At 70.0% G+C, this 18,772-nt stretch carries 21 protein-coding genes; 4 read left to right on the plus strand and 17 right to left on the minus strand.

Annotated features, from left to right (window positions below; all coding sequences use genetic code 11):
• From lgt to A5764_RS10735, 6 genes are all read right to left on the minus strand, one after another.
• Positions 1-1,106: prolipoprotein diacylglyceryl transferase (gene lgt / locus A5764_RS10710; RefSeq protein WP_067112804.1), on the minus strand; the 1,106-nt coding region annotated here is incomplete at its 3' end.
• Positions 1,103-1,918 (minus strand): tryptophan synthase subunit alpha, encoded by an 816-nt coding sequence (gene trpA / locus A5764_RS10715; RefSeq protein ID WP_067112807.1) that lies wholly within the window; start codon positions 1,916-1,918, stop codon positions 1,103-1,105. The genes lgt and trpA, both read right to left, overlap by 4 nt.
• A complete protein-coding gene (gene trpB, locus A5764_RS10720) occupies positions 1,915-3,186 on the minus strand; it encodes a tryptophan synthase subunit beta (RefSeq protein WP_067112810.1) in 1,272 nt (423 codons plus the stop codon). Before trpB ends, trpA begins: the two co-directional genes overlap by 4 nt.
• 49 nt (positions 3,187-3,235) lie before the next feature.
• Positions 3,236-4,054 carry an indole-3-glycerol phosphate synthase TrpC gene (trpC, locus tag A5764_RS10725; protein WP_067112813.1) on the minus strand — a complete coding sequence of 273 codons (819 nt, stop codon included), beginning with the start codon at positions 4,052-4,054 and terminating at the stop codon, positions 3,236-3,238.
• A 97-nt stretch (positions 4,055-4,151) separates the two neighbouring features.
• Complete coding sequence (locus A5764_RS10730) at positions 4,152-4,829, minus strand: TIGR02234 family membrane protein (RefSeq protein ID WP_067112816.1); 678 nt, start codon at positions 4,827-4,829, stop codon at positions 4,152-4,154.
• Complete coding sequence (locus tag A5764_RS10735) at positions 4,822-6,360, minus strand: anthranilate synthase component I (protein WP_067112819.1); 1,539 nt, start codon at positions 6,358-6,360, stop codon at positions 4,822-4,824. The genes A5764_RS10730 and A5764_RS10735 overlap by 8 nt, the downstream gene beginning before the upstream one ends.
• A 53-nt stretch (positions 6,361-6,413) precedes the next feature.
• Between A5764_RS10735 and A5764_RS10740 the strand changes: the two genes are divergently transcribed.
• Positions 6,414-6,878 carry a peroxiredoxin gene (locus A5764_RS10740; protein WP_067112821.1) on the plus strand — a complete coding sequence of 155 codons (465 nt, stop codon included), beginning with the start codon at positions 6,414-6,416 and terminating at the stop codon, positions 6,876-6,878.
• 26 nt (positions 6,879-6,904) lie between these two features.
• Here the strand turns inward: A5764_RS10740 and A5764_RS10745 are convergent, their stop codons facing one another.
• On the minus strand, positions 6,905-7,999 hold the full coding sequence (locus A5764_RS10745) for a calcium:proton antiporter (protein WP_067112822.1): 1,095 nt from the start codon (positions 7,997-7,999) through the stop codon (positions 6,905-6,907).
• A 97-nt stretch (positions 8,000-8,096) separates the two neighbouring features.
• On the opposite strand from A5764_RS10745, the gene A5764_RS10750 reads away from it, so the two are divergent.
• Positions 8,097-9,683 carry a serine/threonine-protein kinase gene (locus A5764_RS10750; RefSeq protein WP_067112823.1) on the plus strand — a complete coding sequence of 529 codons (1,587 nt, stop codon included), beginning with the start codon at positions 8,097-8,099 and terminating at the stop codon, positions 9,681-9,683.
• Here the strand turns inward: A5764_RS10750 and hisI are convergent.
• Genes hisI through hisD form a run of 8 tightly spaced genes read right to left on the minus strand, consistent with a single transcriptional unit; the run spans position 9,680 to position 16,073 of the window.
• Positions 9,680-10,027: a phosphoribosyl-AMP cyclohydrolase gene (gene hisI, locus A5764_RS10755; protein WP_067112825.1), complete on the minus strand. Its 348-nt coding sequence runs from the start codon at positions 10,025-10,027 to the stop codon at positions 9,680-9,682. The two genes, A5764_RS10750 and hisI, sit on opposite strands and share 4 nt — an antisense overlap.
• A complete protein-coding gene (gene hisF / locus A5764_RS10760) occupies positions 10,024-10,818 on the minus strand; it encodes an imidazole glycerol phosphate synthase subunit HisF (RefSeq protein ID WP_067112827.1) in 795 nt (264 codons plus the stop codon). Before hisF ends, hisI begins: the two co-directional genes overlap by 4 nt.
• Position 10,819: 1 nt before the next feature.
• On the minus strand, positions 10,820-11,620 hold the full coding sequence (locus A5764_RS10765) for an inositol monophosphatase (RefSeq protein ID WP_067112829.1): 801 nt from the start codon (positions 11,618-11,620) through the stop codon (positions 10,820-10,822).
• Between the two features lie 5 nt (positions 11,621-11,625).
• Positions 11,626-12,369, minus strand: coding sequence for a bifunctional 1-(5-phosphoribosyl)-5-((5-phosphoribosylamino)methylideneamino)imidazole-4-carboxamide isomerase/phosphoribosylanthranilate isomerase PriA (gene priA, locus A5764_RS10770; RefSeq protein ID WP_067112832.1), 744 nt, complete (start codon positions 12,367-12,369; stop codon positions 11,626-11,628).
• A gap of 2 nt (positions 12,370-12,371) precedes the next feature.
• Entirely contained in the window at positions 12,372-13,001 is a 630-nt protein-coding gene (hisH, locus tag A5764_RS10775; RefSeq protein WP_067112835.1) for an imidazole glycerol phosphate synthase subunit HisH, read from the minus strand.
• Positions 12,998-13,630, minus strand: coding sequence for an imidazoleglycerol-phosphate dehydratase HisB (gene hisB, locus A5764_RS10780; protein ID WP_067112838.1), 633 nt, complete (start codon positions 13,628-13,630; stop codon positions 12,998-13,000). The genes hisH and hisB overlap by 4 nt, the downstream gene beginning before the upstream one ends.
• On the minus strand, positions 13,627-14,763 hold the full coding sequence (locus tag A5764_RS10785; RefSeq protein ID WP_067112840.1) for a histidinol-phosphate transaminase: 1,137 nt from the start codon (positions 14,761-14,763) through the stop codon (positions 13,627-13,629). Before A5764_RS10785 ends, hisB begins: the two co-directional genes overlap by 4 nt.
• Complete coding sequence (gene hisD, locus A5764_RS10790; protein ID WP_369807303.1) at positions 14,760-16,073, minus strand: histidinol dehydrogenase; 1,314 nt, start codon at positions 16,071-16,073, stop codon at positions 14,760-14,762. Before hisD ends, A5764_RS10785 begins: the two co-directional genes overlap by 4 nt.
• Before the next feature lie 80 nt (positions 16,074-16,153).
• On the opposite strand from hisD, the gene A5764_RS10795 reads away from it, so the two are divergent.
• Positions 16,154-16,576 carry a nitroreductase family deazaflavin-dependent oxidoreductase gene (locus A5764_RS10795; protein ID WP_067113008.1) on the plus strand — a complete coding sequence of 141 codons (423 nt, stop codon included), beginning with the start codon at positions 16,154-16,156 and terminating at the stop codon, positions 16,574-16,576.
• Positions 16,577-16,682: 106 nt separating this feature from the next.
• On the opposite strand, the gene A5764_RS10800 is transcribed toward A5764_RS10795, so the two are convergent.
• Positions 16,683-17,720: an alcohol dehydrogenase catalytic domain-containing protein gene (locus tag A5764_RS10800; protein WP_067112846.1), complete on the minus strand. Its 1,038-nt coding sequence runs from the start codon at positions 17,718-17,720 to the stop codon at positions 16,683-16,685.
• 40 nt (positions 17,721-17,760) lie between these two features.
• On the opposite strand from A5764_RS10800, the gene A5764_RS10805 reads away from it, so the two are divergent.
• A complete protein-coding gene (locus A5764_RS10805) occupies positions 17,761-18,327 on the plus strand; it encodes a TetR/AcrR family transcriptional regulator (protein WP_067112849.1) in 567 nt (188 codons plus the stop codon).
• On the opposite strand, the gene A5764_RS27390 is transcribed toward A5764_RS10805, so the two are convergent.
• A complete protein-coding gene (locus A5764_RS27390; protein WP_156664614.1) occupies positions 18,217-18,771 on the minus strand; it encodes an SRPBCC family protein in 555 nt (184 codons plus the stop codon). The genes A5764_RS10805 and A5764_RS27390 overlap by 111 nt on opposite strands.
• Position 18,772 lies beyond the last annotated feature (1 nt).

Consider the following 18,772-nt stretch of genomic DNA (forward strand, 5'->3'; position numbering starts at 1 on the left):
GCCTCGTCGGCATCCCCCTCGTCGGCGTGAGGCTGGTCGGGGTCTCCCTCCTCGGCTTCGGCCTCTTCGGCTTCGGGCTCCTCGGCTTCGGGCTCGGCGGCTTCAGCCTTGACGGCTTCGGGCTCCTCGGCTTCCGCGGAATCGGCCGACTCGTCGTCCGTTCCGGCCGAGACCACCTTGGTCGCCGCGGTTGCGGAGGCGACGGTCACCGGCTCGGGTACATACGAATCCTCGTCAACGTAACGGCCCCGCAGGCTCTCGGGGTCCTCGCGGCCCTTCGGCGCCAGCATGATGTACACCACCGCACCGATGAACACGAAAGTCGAAGTGAAGACGTTGATCCGGATGCCGGCGATCAGCGTGGCCGTGTCGTTGCGGAGCAGCTCGACGCCGAAGCGCCCGACGCAATAGGCCGCCACATAGAGCGCAAACAGCCGGCCGTGGCCGAGCTTGAACCGGCGATCCAAGTAAATCAACGCGGCGAAAACCAGGACGTTCCAGATCAATTCGTAGAGGAACGTCGGCTGCACCACGAACGCCACCTGCCCCGTGGAGACGCCGTCGAGCGAATGCGGGTCGACGTATCCGGACGGGTCTCGCCGGTAGAAGATCTCGAGACCCCACGGCACCGTGGTTTCCCGGCCGTAGAGCTCCTGGTTGAAGTAGTTCCCGAGCCGACCGATGGCCTGCGCCAACACGATTCCCGGGGCGATCGCGTCGCCGAAGGCGGGCAGCGGAATGTCGCGCCGCCGGCAGGCGATCCACGCGCCGACGCCGCCGAGGGCGACCGCGCCCCAGATGCCCAAGCCGCCGTCCCAGATCCGCAGCGCCGCACCGAACCCGGCGCCGCCCGGGCCCCAGTAGGTGCGCCAGTCGGTGGCCAGGTGATACAGCCGGCCCCCCACCAGTCCGAACGGCACCGCCCACAGCGCGATGTCGTAGATCACGCCGCGCTGCCCGCCGCGGGCCTCCCAGCGGCGGTCTCCGATCACCAGGCACACCACGATGCCGGCGATGATGAACAACGCGTAGGCGCGAATCGGCAGCGGCCCGAGATACCACACCCCCCGCGGCGGGCTGGGGAAATAGGCCAGCAGGTGGGTCACGAGGCGGCCGCCCGTTGCCGAACTCCGGTCGCCAGTTCCTCGGTCAGCGCGCGCAGGGCGGCCAGACCACCGCCGCCCAGCGCCGACACCAACGCGGATCCGACGATGACGCCGTCGGCGTAGCCGCCGATCTGCGCGGCCTGCTCGCGCGACCGCACCCCCAGGCCCACCCCGACCGGTATGTCGGACACCGCCTTGACCCTGCGCACCAATTCGGGCGCGGCGTGCGACACCGCATCGCGCGCCCCGGTCACCCCCATCGTCGACGCCGCGTAGACGAACCCGCGCGACGCCTCGACCGTGGTCACCAACCGCTGCGGCGTCGAGGACGGCGCCACCAGAAATATGCGGTCCAACCCATGCTCCTCCGATGCCGCCAACCACGGCGCAGCCTCGTCGGGGATGAGGTCGGGAGTGATCAGGCCGTGCCCACCGGCCGCCGCCAGGTCTCGCGCGAACGCGTCAACCCCGTAGCGCAGCACCGGATTCCAGTAGGTCATCACCACGGCACGCCCCCCGGCCCCGCTGATCGCCTCGACCGCGGCCAGCGTGTCGCGGACCCGCACTCCCCCGCGCAACGCGGCCTCGGTCGCCCTGGCGATGGTCGGGCCGTCCATCCCCGGATCCGAATACGGCACACCGACTTCGATGATGTCGCACCCGGATTCGACGAGGGCGATCATCGCATCGATGGACGTGGGCACGTCGGGGTAACCGGTCGGCAGGTAACCGATCAGGGCCGCACGATTGTCCTTGCGGCACGCATCGAAAGCGGGACCGAGCCGGTTTGCCGCGCTCTGTTCCACGGTCACTGCGCGTCCCCGTCGCCGGGCGAGAGCAGACCGAACCACTTCGCGGCCGTCGCGACGTCCTTGTCGCCGCGACCCGACAGGTTCACCACGATGACCGCACCACGCCCCAGCTCCACACCGAGCTTGAGCGCACCGGCCACCGCGTGCGCGGACTCGATCGCCGGGATGATGCCTTCGGTGCGGCACAACAGGCGGAAAGCATCCATCGCCTCGGTGTCGGTGATGGGCCGGTATTCGGCGCGCCCGCTTTCCTTCAGCCAGGCGTGTTCGGGACCCACCCCCGGATAATCCAAACCCGCTGAGATCGAATGGGATTCGATGGTCTGACCGTCCTCGTCCTGCAGCAGGTAGGAGAACGATCCCTGAAACGCCCCGGGGGAACCGCCGCTGAATGTGGCCGCGTGCCTTCCGGTTTCGACGCCGTCGCCGGCCGCCTCGAATCCGACCAGCCGCACGCCGGGGTCGTCGATGAACGGATGGAAGATCCCGATCGCGTTCGATCCACCGCCGACGCACGCCGTGACCGCGTCGGGCAGGCGGCCCGCCTGAGCCTGGATCTGAACGCGCGTCTCGAGCCCGATGATCCGCTGGAAATCGCGCACCATGGTCGGAAACGGGTGCGGGCCCGCCGCGGTGCCGAAGCAGTAATACGTGTTGTCGGCGTTGGTGACCCAATCGCGGAACGCCTCGTTGATGGCGTCCTTGAGCGTTTGCGAGCCGGTGTCGACGGAGACCACCTCGGCGCCCAGCAGCCGCATCCGGGCCACGTTGAGCGCCTGGCGTGCGGTGTCCACGGCGCCCATGTAGATCACGCAATCCAGCCCGAGCAACGCGCATGCGGTGGCCGTTGCGACGCCGTGCTGACCGGCCCCGGTCTCGGCGATCACCCGCGTCTTGCCCATCCGCTTGGCCAGCAACGCCTGGCCGAGCACGTTGTTGATCTTGTGAGAACCCGTGTGGTTCAGGTCTTCTCGCTTGAGGAAGAGACGCGCCGAGCCGGCGTGCTCGGACAGGCGGGCCGCCTCATACAGCGGTGACGGCCGGCCCGCGTAGTTGGCCTGCAGGTCGTCGAGGATGTCCAGAAAATCCGGGTTGACGCGTTCCTTCTCGTAGGCGGCGGTGACCTCTTCGATCACCGCCATCAGCGCCTCGGCGACGTACCGGCCACCGAACACGCCGAAATGACCACCCTGATCGGGATCGTGGCGGGTGGGTTCGGCAATTGCGGCACTCGAAAGCGGAAGCTCCGGGCGGGACAGCTCTACCATCACCAATGCTCAACGCGGGGACGGCTCATTGGGTTCAACGCTTCGAACGCTAGCGAGCCGGTTTCGGACAGGACGGGTGGGTGCCCGCGGTGACCAGATCGGCAACCGCCGCGCGCGGGTCACCGCTTTTGACCAGACCTTCGCCGACCAGCACGGCGTCGGCGCCCGCGCCGGCATACGCCAGCAGGTCGCCGGTGCCGCGGACCCCGGACTCGGCAATCCTGATCACGTTGCTGGGCAACCCGGGAGCGATGCGCGCAAAGCAATCCCGGTCCACCGAAAGCGTCGTCAGGTCACGGGCGTTGACGCCAATCACGTTGGCCCCCGCCTTGAGTGCGCGATCGGCTTCTTCCTCGGTGTGCACCTCGACAAGGGCCGTCATACCGAGCGATTCGGTGCGGTCCAGCATCGACGCCAGCGCCGACTGGTCCAACGCGGCAACGATGAGCAACAACATGTCGGCGCCGTGCGCGCGGGCCTCGTGGATCTGATAGGGCTGCACCACAAAGTCTTTGCGCAGCACCGGAATCGAGACGGCGGCGCGCACCGCGTCGAGGTCGTCGAGCGAGCCGTTGAAACGCCGCTCCTCGGTCAACACGCTGATGATGCGGGCGCCACCGTCTTCGTAGGCGCGGGCCAGCTTTGCCGGATCGGCAATGGTCGCCAGTGAACCCGCCGACGGGCTGGCGCGCTTCACCTCGGCGATGACGCCGATGCCGGGCTCGCGCAGGGCGGCCATCACATCCAGCGGCGGCGGCGCAGCGGCGGCGGCGGCCTTGATCTCGGAAAGGCTGATCAGCGCTTCGCGCGCGGCAACGTCGGCCCGGACTCCCTCGAGGATGGAGTCAAGCACGGATGCCGGACTCATGCCTGTGACTTCCTTCCCACTGCCATCCCGCTACCACCGTCGCTCAGCCGGTTTCGATGACGTCAATGAAGGGTAGCCGCCGTCAGCTGACGCCCGTTCACCGACCCTCGGTGTCTGACCCGCGCGCCCGATCGGTAGGGTCGCGGCCCTCGTCAAGCGCATCCCACATCATCCGCTCCGACATCTTTGGCGTCTCCGGCTCCTCCAGCATCGCCCCGTCGGCGCCTTCGCGTAGCGCATTCGATCGGCGAGTCGCGGGAGCCGCATATTTCGCGGCGCTCTCGCGGGCCGACCGCGTATCCGACGCCGACCGGAGCAACAGGACCGCCGCGACCAACGTGCACACCGCGGCGGCCACCGCGATGCCCGCTCCCCAATAGCGGCGCTCGCTTCCCACCAGCGACATCAGCGAGACATGCGCCAGCTCGGCGCCGCGCACCGCGACGTCCGGGATCACGAACAGGCTGATCCCCAAATAGGCCACCGCCAGGCTCGCCACGGCCAGCAGGCCCGCGAGCGCCCGCAGCGGCCAGCCGCGCACCGCGAGCGCCGCCACCGCTGCGGCCAGCATGAGCAGCGCCAACGGCAGCAACGCAGTCGACCACGTCGCGCCGGACAGGGTCACCTCCTTGGGCGGGCCCAGCCCGTCGAACGAGCGGATGACGACCCACGGCAGCCGCGACGCCGCCCAGAGCGCTCCGGCGGCGACCACCAGCAGCACCTGGGCGATCACGATCCTCAGCCGGCCGGGCCGAGCCGGACGGCCATCAACCATTGCTGCCCGAATCGGGTGCGGTGAGCGTCTCGGCGGCGGCGATGGCGTTGAGCACGGCGCGGGCCTTGTTGGACGCCTCGGTGTATTCGTAGGGGCCGTTGGAGTCGGCCACCACCCCGCCGCCGGCCTGCACGTACGCCGTGCCGTCACGCATCAGCGCGGTGCGGATGGCGATCGCGAAGTCGGCGTTGCCGGCGAAGTCGAGGTAGCCGACCACGCCGCCGTAGAGACCACGGCGGGTCTTCTCCACCTCTTCGATCAGTTCCATCGCCCGCACCTTGGGCGCGCCCGACAGCGTGCCAGCCGGGAAGCAGGCGGTCACCGCGTCCAGGGCGGTCCGGCCCTCGCCGAGCATCCCGGTCACCGTCGACACCAGGTGCATCACGTGGCTGTAGCGCTCGATGTGGCTGTAGTCCTCGACGCGCACGGTGCCCGGCGTGCAGACCCGGCCCAGGTCGTTGCGGCCCAGGTCCACCAGCATCAGGTGCTCGGCGCGTTCCTTGTGGTCGGCCAGCAGCTCCTTTTCCAGCAGCTGATCCTCTTCGTCGGTTTGCCCGCGCCACCGCGTGCCGGCGATGGGATGCGTCGTCGCCCGCCCGTCGGCGACGGTGACCAGCGCCTCGGGGCTGGACCCGACGATCGAAAAATCCATTCCCCCAGCGCTATTCGGAACGTGCACCAAGTACATGTAGGGGCTCGGATTGGTGGCACGCAGCATCCGGTACACGTCGATGGGCTCGACTTTGGTGTCCATCTCGAACCGCTGGGAGGGCACCACCTGGAACGCCTCGCCGGCGGCGATCTGCTCGACGAGGTAGTCGACGATCTTGCCGTATTCCTCGACGGTGCGCTGCGATCGGTGCCGGGGCTCGGGCCTGCTGAACGTGGCGACCGTCGACGGCAGCGGCTGGCCCAGCGCCGCGGTCATCACGTCCAGGCGGGCGACCGCGTCGTCGTAGGCCTCGTCGACCCGCTCGTCGGTGCCGTTCCAGTTCACGGCGTTGGCGATCAGCGTGATGGTGCCCTCGTGGTGATCGACGGCCGCCACGTCGGTGGCCAACAGCAGCAGCATGTCGGGCAGGCGCAGGTCGTCGACCGCCAGCTGGGGCAGGCGTTCCAGGCGCCGCACCAGGTCGTAGGCGAAGAAGCCGACCATGCCGCCCGACAGCGGCGGAAGCCCCGGCAGTGCCGCGGTGGCCAGCAGTTCGAGGGTGGCCCGCAGGGCCTGCAGCGGATCGCCCCCGGTGGGTGCGTCCTGCGGCACGGCGCCCAGCCACACCGCCTCGCCGTCGCGCACGGTCAGCGCCGAGGGGGCGCCGGCGCCGATGAACGACCACCGCGACCACGAGCGGCCGTTCTCGGCGGACTCCAGCAGGAACGTGCCCGGCCGGTTGGCGGCGAGTTTGCGGTAGGCCGACAGCGGCGTCTCACTGTCGGCCAGGACCTTGCGGGTCACCGGGACGACGCGGTGCGCCGCGGCCAGGTGGTGGAAGTCCTCCCGTGAGGTGGTGGCGGCGAGGTGGGCGTGCACTGAACCATCCTCGCAGATAGGCCGCTCATGCCCCGCGGCGTAGCCTGACGCCCATGAAACCTGGTGACACCGTGGCCGACTTCGAACTTCCCGATCAGACCGGAACGCCCCGCAGACTCAGCGACCTGCTGGCCGACGGCCCCGTTGTCCTGTTTTTCTACCCCGCCGCGATGACGCCCGGCTGCACCAAGGAGGCCTGCCACTTCCGCGACCTGGCCGCCGAATTCGCCGCCGTCGGGGCCAACCGGGTCGGCATCAGCGCCGACCCCGTGGAGAAGCAGGCCAAGTTCGCCGACCTGCGCAAGTTCGACTACCCGCTGCTCTCGGACACCGAGGGCACCGTCGCCGCCCAGTTCGGGGTCAAGCGTGGCCTGCTCAGAAAACTGATGCCGGTCAAGCGGACCACCTTCGTCATCGACACCGATCGCAAGGTGCTCGACGTGATCTCCAGCGAGTTCAACATGGACACCCACGCCGACAAAGCGCTGAAAACGCTGCGGGCACGGTCGTCCGCCTAGCCACTTTCCTCTGCTCGGCGCACACGTCACGGGACCATCGCCAGGAACACATACGCGGCGAGCAGCACCAGATGCACCTCCCCCTGCAGCCGGGTGGCCCGGCCGGGCACCACGGTCAGCGTGCTGACCGCGACGGTCACCGCGAGCAACACCAGCTGGGTCGGGCCGAGTCCGAGCACCAGCGGACCTTTCAGCCAGATGCTCGCCGCCGCGATGGCCGGGATGGTCAAACCGATGCTGGCCATCGCCGAGCCGTAGGCCAGGTTCAGGCTGGTCTGGATGCGGCCCCGCCGCGCCGCACGCACCGCCGCCAGCGTCTCGGGCAGCAGCACCAGCGTCGCGATGACCACCCCGACGAACGTCTGCGGGAAGCCGGCCGCCGTCACCAGGCGCTCGATGGCCGGGGATTCCTCCTCGGCCAGTCCCACCACCGCGATCAGGGCGACCAGCAGCAGCGCGAGGCTGATCAGCGCCGACCGGGCGGTGGGCGGGTCCGCGTGGCTTTGGTCGTCGTCGAACAGCCTCGGTTGGCCCTTCTGCGCGATCGGCAGGAAAAAGTCGCGATGCCGCACCGTCTGGGTGAAGGCGAACAGCAGGTACACCAACAACGAGGCGACGGCGGCGAAGATGAGCTGACCGGGCGAGAACTCCTTGCCCGGGTGGCTGGTGGTGAACGCGGGCAACACCAGGCTCAGCGTCGCCAGCGTGGTGACCGTGGCCAGCGCCGCCCCGCTGCCTTCGGCGTTGAACACGGTCACGCCGTAGCGCCGCGAACCCCACAGCAGCGACAAGCCGGCGATCCCGTTGGTGGTGATCATCAGCGCGGCGAAGGCGGTGTCCCGGGCCAGCGTGGCCGCCTCGTTGCCGCCGGAGGCCATCAGCTCGACGATGAGGGCCACCTCGATGACCGTCACCGCGCCCGCCAGCACCAGCGACCCGAAGGGCTCGCCGACGCGGTGCGCCACCACCTCCGCGTGGTTGACCGCCGCCAGCGCCGCACCGATCAAAAACGCCGCCTGGAGCGCGACCACCAACGCCCCGGACGGCTCGCCCCACGTCACCGCCAACAGGACGACGGCGAGCACCGGCACCACCAGGGTCCAGGACACGCGTTTCACCATCGCCCGCCAATTCCAATCGAAGGCCCATTTGAGAGCGGCCGGCGCCCGCTCTCGCGATTACGCCGTTGCCGCAGTGACAGCTCAGTAGCATGCTCACATGCCGGAAAGCGATGCGCGCGGCGGAGGCCTCGCAGAGAGCCTTCAAGAGGGCCAGGTGTTCGCCGGATACACGATCATCCGGCGCCTCGGGACCGGCGGCATGGGCCAGGTGTATCTGGCCCAGCATCCGCGGTTGCCGCGCCGCGACGCCCTCAAGATCCTACCCATCGAACTTACCGGCAACGACGAGTTCCGCCAGCGCTTCAACCGCGAGGCCGACCTGGCCGCCAGCCTCTATCACGAGCACATCGTCGGCATTCACGACCGCGGGGAATACGAAGGGCAACTGTGGATCTCGATGGACTACGTCGAGGGTACCGACGCGGCGCAATTGCTGCGCAGCCACTATCCGTCGGGGATGCCGAAAACCGATGTGGTGCAGATCATTTCCGCGGTCGCCGACGCGCTCGATTACGCCCATGCGCGCGGGCTACTGCACCGCGACGTCAAACCGGCCAACATCTTGCTCACCGACGCCAGCCCCCGGCGCCGGATCCTGCTCGCCGACTTCGGCATCGCCCGCGAGCTGGGTGAGATCAGCGGCCTGACCGCGACCAACATGCTGGTGGGCACCACCGCCTACTGCGCGCCCGAACAACTGCAGGGCGCCGACCTGGACGGGAGGGCCGACCAATACGCGCTGGGCTGCACCGCGTTTGACCTGCTGACCGGGTCCGCGCCGTTTCGCCACTCGAACCCGGCGGTGGTCATCACCCAGCATTTGTCGGCGCCGCCACCGCACATCAGCGAGCGGCGACCCGAACTGGCGGACCTCGACGGCCCCATCGCCAAGGCCCTCGCCAAAGCTCCCGACGACCGCTACCCGACGTGCGCCGCCTTCGCGGCGGCGCTCGGCAGCCAGCTCACTACGGCCGCGGCCGACGTGACCGCAGGCCCGACGGAGGTCATCGCGGCACCGACCGAGGTTGTGGCGAAGCCGGCGAGCGCGCCGGTGACCGAGCCCGAGAGTACGCCGGCCTCGGCGCCCGAGGCCGGCGGCGGAACGCGGCGCACGGCGATAGCGGTCGCGGCGGTCGTCGCGGCCGCTCTGGTCGGCCTCGCGGTGTTGGTCGTGGTGCGCCTGCAGGGCGAGAACCACAAGCACCCGCACGCCGGGCGCGCGCCGTCGTCGTTGGCGGCACCGCCGAGCAGCCCGGCCCCGCCGCCGGCGCCAGCCCCGGCACCGTCGGCGACGGCGATCAAACTCTCCAGCCAGATCACCGACCAATCGGGTGTGCTCGGGGCCCTGGAGTACGACGCGGTGAACCGGGCCGTCACCAAGCTCTACAACGGGCGCGGCACCCGGCTGTGGGTGGTGTACGTCCAGAACTTCGGCGGGCTCAAGCCGTTCAGGTGGGCCGAGGACACCATGCGTGCCAACAACTTCACCGACAGCGACGCCATCCTGGCCGTCGCCACCGACGAGCCGGCCTTCTCCTTCCGGGTGCCCAACGCGATCATCACCGGAAAGGCCATCGATCTCGAGATGATTCGCCGTGACCGCATCTCGCCGGCCGTCTTCCGCCACGAATGGGCCCGCGCGGCCATCGCCGCGGCCCAGGGATTGGACGTTGCGCCGAGCTAGCCTGGTGGCGGCAGCAGCACGTCGGCGTCGAAGCAGCTGTGGTCGCCGGTGTGGCAGGCGCCGCCGACCTGGTCGACCGTCAGCAGCACGGTGTCGCCGTCGCAGTCCAGCCGCACCGAGTGGACGTGCTGGGTGTGCCCGGACGTCGCGCCCTTGATCCACTGCTGGGCGCGGGAGCGCGAATAGTACGTGGCTTCACGGGTTTCCAGGGTGCGGGCGAGTGCCTCGTCGTCCATCCAGGCGACCATCAGCACGTCGCCACTGCCGCGCTCCTGCACGACGGCGGTGACGAGCCCGTCGGCGTTGCGCTTCAGCCGCTTGGCGATCTCGGGATCGAGCGTCATCGGACGGTGATCTTTTCTGCCGCCATAGCGGCCTTCACCTGCCCGATCGTCAGCTCGCGGAAGTGAAAGACGCTGGCCGCCAATACCGCATCGGCACCGGCGGCGACGGCGGGCGCAAAATGTTCCACCGCCCCGGCCCCGCCGCTGGCGATCACCGGCACCGAGACGGCCGCGCGGACCGCGCGCAGCATCGGCAGGTCGAACCCGGCCTTGGTGCCGTCGGCGTCCATCGAGTTGAGCAGGATCTCCCCGACCCCGAGCTCGGCGCCGCGCGCCGCCCACTCGACGGCGTCGATCCCGGTGCCGCGACGACCCCCGTGGGTGGTGACCTCCCAGCCCGACGGCGTCGGCTTAGGCCCCTCGGGCCCGACTGGCACCGCGCGGGCGTCGACGGACAACACGATGCACTGCGACCCGAATTGGGTTGCCATTTCTGCCAATAGATCGGGGCGGGCGATGGCGGCGGTGTTGACCGAGACCTTGTCGGCGCCCGCGCGCAGCAACGTGTCGACGTCGGCGACCGTGCGCACCCCGCCGCCGACCGTGAGCGGGATGAACACCTGCTCGGCGGTGCGGCGCACCACCTCGAGCATCGTGGCCCTGCCCGACGACGACGCGGTCACGTCGAGAAAGGTGAGCTCGTCGGCGCCCTCGGCGTCATAGGCCGCTGCCAGCTCCACCGGATCGCCGGCGTCCCTGAGGTTTTCGAAATTGACGCCCTTGACCACCCGCCCGGCGTCGACGTCCAGGCACGGGATCACGCGAACGGCAAGGCCGGTCCCGCAGTACATCTCAGTAGTCCTCCGGTTCGCCGACGCCGCGCAGGATTTCCAGGATCTCGCCGTGTGCGCCGGGCGCCGCGGCCAGCACCGAATCCGAGGCGGTGGTCCATGGTTTGCCGGCCAGGTCGGTGACGATGCCGCCGGCGGAGCGCACCTGCGCAACGCCTGCGGCGTGGTCCCACACGTGGCCGCCGAAAGTTATTGCTGCGCCGAGGATTCCGTCGGCGACGTAGACCAGGTCGATTCCGGTGGACCCGTGCATGCGCAACCGCGACGACACCCGGCTGAGGCTTTCCAGGAACGCCATCCGGAATCGTCCTGGGTACCGGCCGCGGGAGTCGGCGCTGAACGTTCCGACCGCGACCAGGCTGTCGGCCAGCTCGGTGGTATCCAGCGCCGGTTGCGGGACACCGTTTTTCATCAGCGGCCCCCCGGCGACGGCGGTGTAGCGCTCGTCGATGAACGGCAGCCAGGTCAGGCCGGCCACCGGGTCGCCGTCGTGCAGCAGGGCCAGCAGCATCGCGGCCATCGGCGATCCGGCGGCGTAGTTGAACGTCCCGTCGACGGGGTCCAGCACCCACACCCACGGCGAGTCCACGTCTGTGCCGCCGAACTCCTCGCCGTGCACGCCGATCCCGGTGGTGGCCTGCAGCGCGGAGACGACCTGTCGCTCGATCGCGAGATCGATCTCGGTGGCGAAGTCGTTGCCCTTCTTGGCAACCGCCGACTCGGCCCGATGGCCCTCCAGGAATCGGGGCACGGCGGCGTCGAGGATTGTCGATGCCACCGACACCAGGGCGTTCAGCTCCATCGCATCTACGCCCTCACCGCGGCCAGGGCCTGCGGCAGGGTGAACCGCCCGGCGTAGAGGGCCTTGCCGACGATGGCGCCCTCGACGCCCCGGTCGGTGAGGGTGGCTAGGTTTGCCAAGGCGCGCAGGTCGTCGAGGCTGGATACGCCGCCCGACGCGATCACCGGGGCCTCGGCGCGGTCGGCCACGGCCGCCAGCAGGTCGAGGTTGGGTCCGCCGAGTGTGCCGTCCTTGGTGACGTCGGTGACGACATATCGCGAACATCCTTGGCCGTCAAGGCGTTCCAGTACGTCCCATAGGTCGCCGCCGTCGGTTTCCCAGCCGCGGCCGCGCAGCCGGTGCTCGCCGTCGGTGATCTGGACGTCCAGTCCGACGGCGACCTTGTCGCCGTGCTCGGCGATCGCCCGCGCGCACCACTGCGGGTTTTCCAGCGCCGCCGTGCCGAGGTTGACCCGCGCGCAGCCGGTGGCCAGGGCCGCGGCCAGCGATTCGTCGTCGCGGATCCCGCCGGAGAGCTCCACCTGCACGTCGAGCTTGCCCACCACCTCGGCCAGCAGCTCGCGGTTGGAGCCGCGACCGAACGCGGCGTCCAGGTCGACCAGGTGGATCCACTCGGCCCCGTCGCGCTGCCAGCCGAGCGCGGCGTCCAGCGCCGAGCCGTACTCGGTTTCGCTGCCGGCCTTGCCCTGCACCAGGCGCACGGCGCGGCCGTCGACCACGTCGACGGCCGGTAACAGGATCAACGGCATCGCTACAGTCCCCCGACCCAGTTGCTCAACACGGCCGCACCGGCGTCTCCGCTCTTTTCGGGGTGAAACTGGGTGGCCGACAGCGGCCCGTCCTCGACCGCGGCCAAGAACGGCACCTGATGGGTCGCCCAGGTCAGCACCGCCCCGGGCGATCCCTCCCAGCGCTGCGCGGCGTAGGAGTGCACGAAGTAGAACCGGGCCGGGGGATCCAGGTCGTCCAGGCCCCTGAACAGCTCGCTGCCCGGCCCGGGTTTCACCACGTTCCAGCCCATGTGCGGGATGACCGGGGCGTCCAGCCGGGTGACGGCGCCGGGCCACTGTCCGCAGCCTTTGGTCTCCACCCCGAATTCCACGCCGCGGGCGAACAGGATCTGCATGCCCACGCACACGCCGAGCACCGGGCGCCCGGCCGCCACCCGCTCGGCGATGATGCGTTCCCCCGCGATCTTGCGCAGGCCCGTCATGCACGCCTCGAACGCGCCGACCCCGGGCACCACCAGCCCGGTGGCGGCCGCAGCGGCGTCGGCGTCGGCGGTCACCTCGACCGACGCGCCGACCCGCTGCAGCGCGCGCTGCGCCGATCGCAGGTTGCCCGATCCGTAGTCGAGGACAACCACCGATTTCGCTGTCATAGAACACCTTTGGTCGACGGCACGCCCGACACCCGGGGGTCGGGCTCGACCGCCTGACGCAGCGCGCGCGCCACGGCCTTGTACTGCGCTTCGGTGATGTGGTGCGGGTCGCGGCCGTACAGGACGCGCACGTGCAGGGCGATGCGGGCGTTGGAAGCCAGTGTTTCGAACACGTGCCGGTTGACCACGGTGTGGTAGGGCACCGAGCTACCGGTAATCGTGGTGTGCTGCAGGTGATCCGGCTCGCCGGTGTGCACGCAGTAGGGCCGGCCGGAGACGTCGACCGCGGCGTGGGCCAGCGCCTCGTCCATCGGGATGAAGGCGTCCCCGAACCGGCGGATGCCCTTCTTGTCGCCGAGGGCCTGCCCGAGCGCCTGACCCAGCGCGATCGCGGTGTCCTCGATGGTGTGGTGGCCTTCGATCTCGACATCGCCCTTGGTGCGCACGGTGAGGTCGAAGCTGGCGTGGCTGCCCAGCGCCGTCAGCATGTGGTCGTAGAACGGGACACCGGTGTCGACCCGGACCTGCCCGGTGCCGTCGAGGTTGAGCTCCACGATGATGTCGGATTCCTTGGTGCGGCGTTCAATACGCGCGCGGCGCGTCGCTTTCCCGGTATCGGTGGTGGTCACGGTGCTCCTACGGGGCTGGTGGTGGCTGATGCCAGGTCGGTGGCGGCGATCTGGGCGCTGGCCCGTAGAAACGCGTCATTCTCTTCGGCTAATCCCGTGGTGGCCCGCAGGTAGCCCGGGATGCCGACGTCGCGGATCAGGATGCCTGCGTCGAGGTAGCGCTGCCAGGTGGCCGGCGCGTCGGCGAACTCCCCGAACAGCACGAAGTTCGCGTCGCTCGGGATCACTCGAAAACCCATGCCACTCAGGGCCGTCGACATCCGTTCGCGTTCGGCGATCAGCGCCGCCACGCTGCTCAGCGTGTCGTCGGCGTGCCGCAGCGCGGCCCGGGCCGCGGCCTGGGTGATCGAGGACAGGTGATACGGCAACCGCACCAGCAGCATCGCGTCGATCAGCGCCGGCGTGGCGACCAGGTACCCGAGCCTGCCGCCGGCGAACGCGAACGCCTTGCTCATGGTGCGGGTGACGACGAGCTTGGCGGGATAGTCCTCGACCAGCGAGACGGCGCTGGGCTGCGAGGAGAACTCGCCGTAGGCCTCGTCGACGATCAGGATGCCCGGCACCACGTCGAGCAGCCGGCGCAGATCCGGCAGCGAAACGGATTGTCCCGACGGGTTGTTGGGGCTGGCGATAAAGACCACGTCGGGCCGGCGTTCGGAGATGGCGGCGACGGCGGCAGCGGCGTCGAGGCCGAAGTCGTCGGCGCGGGCGGTTTGCAGCCATTCGGTGCGGGTGCCGTCGGCGATGATCGGGTGCATCGAGTAGGACGGGACGAACCCGATCGCGGTGCGCCCCGGACCGCCGAACGCCTGCAGCAGCTGCTGCAGGATCTCGTTGGAACCGTTGGCGGCCCAAAGGTTTTCGACGCCGAGCGGGGTGCCCGTTTGCGCGCTGAGGTAGGCGGCCAGGTCGCGGCGCAGGGCCACCGCGTCGCGGTCGGGGTAGCGGTGCAGGTCCGCGGCCGCCTCGGCCACCGACCGCACCACGTCGTCGACCAGCGCCCTGGTGGGCGGGTGCGGGTTCTCGTTGGTATTCAGCCGCACCGGGACCGCCAATTGCGGTGCCCCGTAAGGGGATTTGCCGCGCAGGTCGTCGCGCAGCGGCAGGTCGTTCAGCGTCGGCTTTTCGGTCATCGCTCGAACCTCCGCCGTACCGCCTCGCCGTGGGCCGGCAGGTCTTCGGCCTTGGCCAGCGTGACCACGTGTCCGGACACGTCCTTGAGGGCCGCCTCGGTGTAGTCCACGACATGGATGCCGCGCAGGAAAGTCTGTACCGACAGGCCGCTGGAATGCCGGGCGCTGCCCGCCGTCGGCAGCACGTGGTTGGAGCCGGCGCAGTAATCGCCGAGGCTCACCGGCGACCACTGCCCGACGAAAATGGCTCCGGCCGAACGTATTCGGCCGGCAACGCGCGGCGCGTCGTCGGTCTGGATCTCCAGGTGTTCGGCGGCGTAGGCGTTGACGACCTTGACGCCGGAGTCCAGGTCGTCGACCAGGATGATCGCTGACTGGCGCCCGCCCAGCGCGGCCGTCACCCGCTCGCGGTGCACGGTGGTCTGCAGCTGGGTGGCCAGTTCGGCGTCGGTGGCGGCGGCCAGGTCCTCGCTCGGGGTCACCAGCACGCTGCCGGCCAGCTCGTCGTGTTCGGCCTGGCTGATGAGGTCGGCGGCCACATGCGCAGGATTGGCGGTGTGGTCGGCCAGGATGGCGATCTCCGTCGGCCCGGCCTCGGCGTCGATGCCCACCCGTGAGCGGCACAGCCGCTTGGCGGCGGTGACGTAGATGTTGCCGGGGCCGGTGATCATGTCGACGGGCTCGAGTTCCGAGCCGTCGGTGTCGGTGCCGCCGTAGGCCAGCAGCGCCACCGCCTGCGCGCCGCCCACGGCCCACACCTCGGCGACCCCCAGCAGCCGGGCCGCGGCCAGGATCGTCGGGTGCGGCAGCCCGTCAAAGCGGGCCTGCGGGGGGCTCGCCACCGCCAGCGAGCCGACACCGGCGACCTGCGCCGGCACCACGTTCATCACCACGCTGGACGGGTACACCGCGTTGCCGCCCGGCACGTACAGGCCCACCCGCTCGACGGGAACCCAGCGCTCGGTGACCGTCGCGCCCGCGCCCAGCGTCGTGGTGACGTCGGTGCGGCGCTGGTCGGCGTGCACGGCGCGGGCACGCTCGATCATCACCCGCAGGGCTTCGACGACCTCGCGGTCCAGGGCGGCCAGCGCCGCCTCCAGCGCGGCCTCGGGCACCCGCACCGTCGCGGGCCGCACCCCGTCGAACGACGACCCGAACTCCAACGCCGCCTCGGCCCCGCGCTCGGCGACGGCCTGCACGATCGGCCGCACCCTGGGCAGCACGGACTCCACGTCGGCGCCGCCGCGGGGCAGCGCGGCCCGCAGCCGCGCGGCCGTCAGCTCCGCGCCCCGCAGATCAATGCGGGCCATCGGCGACGTTTGTGTGGGGTTCACGCTGTCCATTGTCCCAGAGCAGCTCAACTGGATATCGGACCGGTAGTGTGGCCGTCATGTCCGCGAAGGATCACCCGAACAACGCACCGGGCGTCCCGATGGTATTCCCGGTCTGGTTTGAGCGCTTGCAGGTCAAGTACCTCAACCGGGCGATCAAGCCGATCACGCGCTTTATGCCCGGGACCGCGACCATCAAGCACCGCGGCCGCACGTCGGGCACGCCGTACGAGACCATCATCACGCCGTACCGCAAGGGAAACGTGTTGGCGATCGCACTGGGCCACGGCAAGACCAACTGGGTGAAGAACGTGCTGGCCGCCGGCGAAGCGGACGTGGCGCTCAGCCGCAACCGCGTGGTGCACATCACCAATCCGCGGATCCTGCCCGCCGGCTACGAGGGCCCGGACGCTCAAAGCCTGCCGTTCATGGCGCGATTTCAGCTGCGCCGGATCGGGGTTTTCGTCAGCGACATCGCCTGACTTTCGCTCTGCGATTGGGTGTGCGCTGACGGCTTTGCGGGTGAACCCACGGCGGGTGTCGGCGATTTTCCGCCCACGATTCCCACGCAAAGCCCCAGGCGCACAGTCAGCCGGCCGATGCCCTGGTGAAGACCGTCTTGCCGGTCATCGTCGGCCAGGCCGAAGGAGCGTCGTCCCATGCGACGACGCGGTCGACGGCCGGCGACAGATCGCAACCGCCGGCCAGCAGCGCGAGCACCTGCGGGATGGCGGCGCGCGCGTTCACCCGTCCGGTGATGAAGCGCACGCCGCGGGTGTAGAGGTGCAGCATCGGCAAATCCACTGTGGGCTGGTAGTAGATGCCGGTGTCGGTGCACACACCGTCCGGCCAGGTCGCGCGCAGGGTGGCGGTCAACAGCGAGGGGTCGCCCGAGGTGTGCGCCGTGACCGGATAGGGAGCCCAGGATTTGTCCGGCTTGTCCCGATCGTGGGCGACCGCGCCGAGCTTCTCCGCCGCCGCGAGCCGCCGCGGATCGGTGTCGACATAGTCGACGTGGGCACCGAGCGCGGCGGCCAGCGCCGCCGCGTAGAGCCCGATCGACAGCCGCCCGACCACCAGGACGCGGCGGTCGACCGGATCGAGCGCGGCCAACTCGGCCGCGTAGGGCCCGACGGCCCGCCAGCCGTCCGGGATGTTGTCGGACAGCGACGCGATCGAGATGGGTTCGACGCCGTCGGGAAACGGGATGAGCATCGCGTCGGCGTACGGCACCAGCACCAGGTCGGACATGAAGCCGCCGCCGTCCAGGCCGGCGAGCGGGCCCAGCCCGTACATCGCCATCAATGGCACCGAGCCGCATGAGCCCGTGGCCCCGCGCCGGCATTCGCGGCAGTCGCCGCAGCTGATCTGAAACGGCACCACCACCCGGTCGCCGGCCCGCACGGCGCTGACGCCATCCCCGACCGCTACGACCTCGGCCAGCCCCTCATGGCCAACCGCGTACCCGGGCGGAAGCGGCGCCCCGCCGTGGGCGACCGCGACGTCGAGGTCGCAACAGGCCACCGCGAGAGGCCTGACCAGCGCCTGTTCCGGCGCGGTGAGCTGCGGTTCGGGCGCCTCGCGCCACCCGTATCGCCCGGTCTCTTCGTATGTCAGCTGCCTCATCTCAGCATTCTTGAGCGATCACTCAAGTAAAGTCAATAGCGTGCCCAGACCGGATCGCAGCCGCGCGGCGCTGATCGACAGCGCCGCCACCCTGTTCCGGCGCCAGGGCTACGCGGCGACCGGGCTCAACCAGATCCTCGAGGAGGCCGGCGTCAGGCCCGGCTCGCTGTATCACCACTTCCCCCTGGGCAAGCAGCAGCTGGCCGCCGCGGTGGTGGACAGCGAGGGGGCCGGCATCGAGCAGCTGCTGCGCCGCTTCCTGGCGACCGGCCGGCCGGTGGCCGACATCATCGATCGTTGGGTCGACCTGCTGGCGGCGGGCCTGGCCGGCGACCGGCGCGACGGCTGCCCCATCGAGCCGATCGCCACCGAGTCGGTGCACGCCAGCCCGCTGGTGCGGGAGGCGTCGGCACGGGCCTTCAACGGTTGGTGCGCCGCGGTCGAGGACCGACTGCGCTCCGACGGCTGGCAAGACAACGACGCGAAAGCGGTTGCATTAGCGGTCATTTCGTTGATCGAGGGGGCGCTCATCCTGTCCAGGATCGCCGGTGCTGCCGGTGCGCTCGACGCCGCCAAGCCCGCGGCGCGCACGTTGTTGAGCCGCTAGAGGCTTTCGCCGTGCGCCTGCCCCGGGGGCCGTTGCGGCCGTGTGGGCGCTTTCGAGCGTCCGCCGGATGATCGGGGCGGCCTCCTCCATGGCGGTCAGCAATGGCCCGGCCAACTCGTCGGGCAGCACGTCGCGCGACCAGACGAACCGGCAGCGCCCCGGGCCATCGGGCACGATCTGCATCGCCGTGTTGTCGTGTTCGGGGCACACCGTGTCGCCGATCAGCGAGTAGACGATTCGGCGCGCGGTCTGGTCGCGGGCGATCAGCCGCTCGCGAGCGACGCTGCCCTTGGCGAACGTCACCACCCGGATGTCGCCGTCGGCGTGTGACGACACCACGTGGCCGTGGGCCATGCCGACCGGTCCGTCCGCCCAGTCCCCGATGACCTCCCAAACCCGGTCGGCGTCGGTCTGGATTTCGAACTCGGTGCGTATCGATGCCATG

The sequence above is a fragment of the Mycobacterium sp. 852002-51057_SCH5723018 genome (assembly GCF_001667035.1).
In the GTDB taxonomy this organism is placed as follows: domain Bacteria; phylum Actinomycetota; class Actinomycetes; order Mycobacteriales; family Mycobacteriaceae; genus Mycobacterium.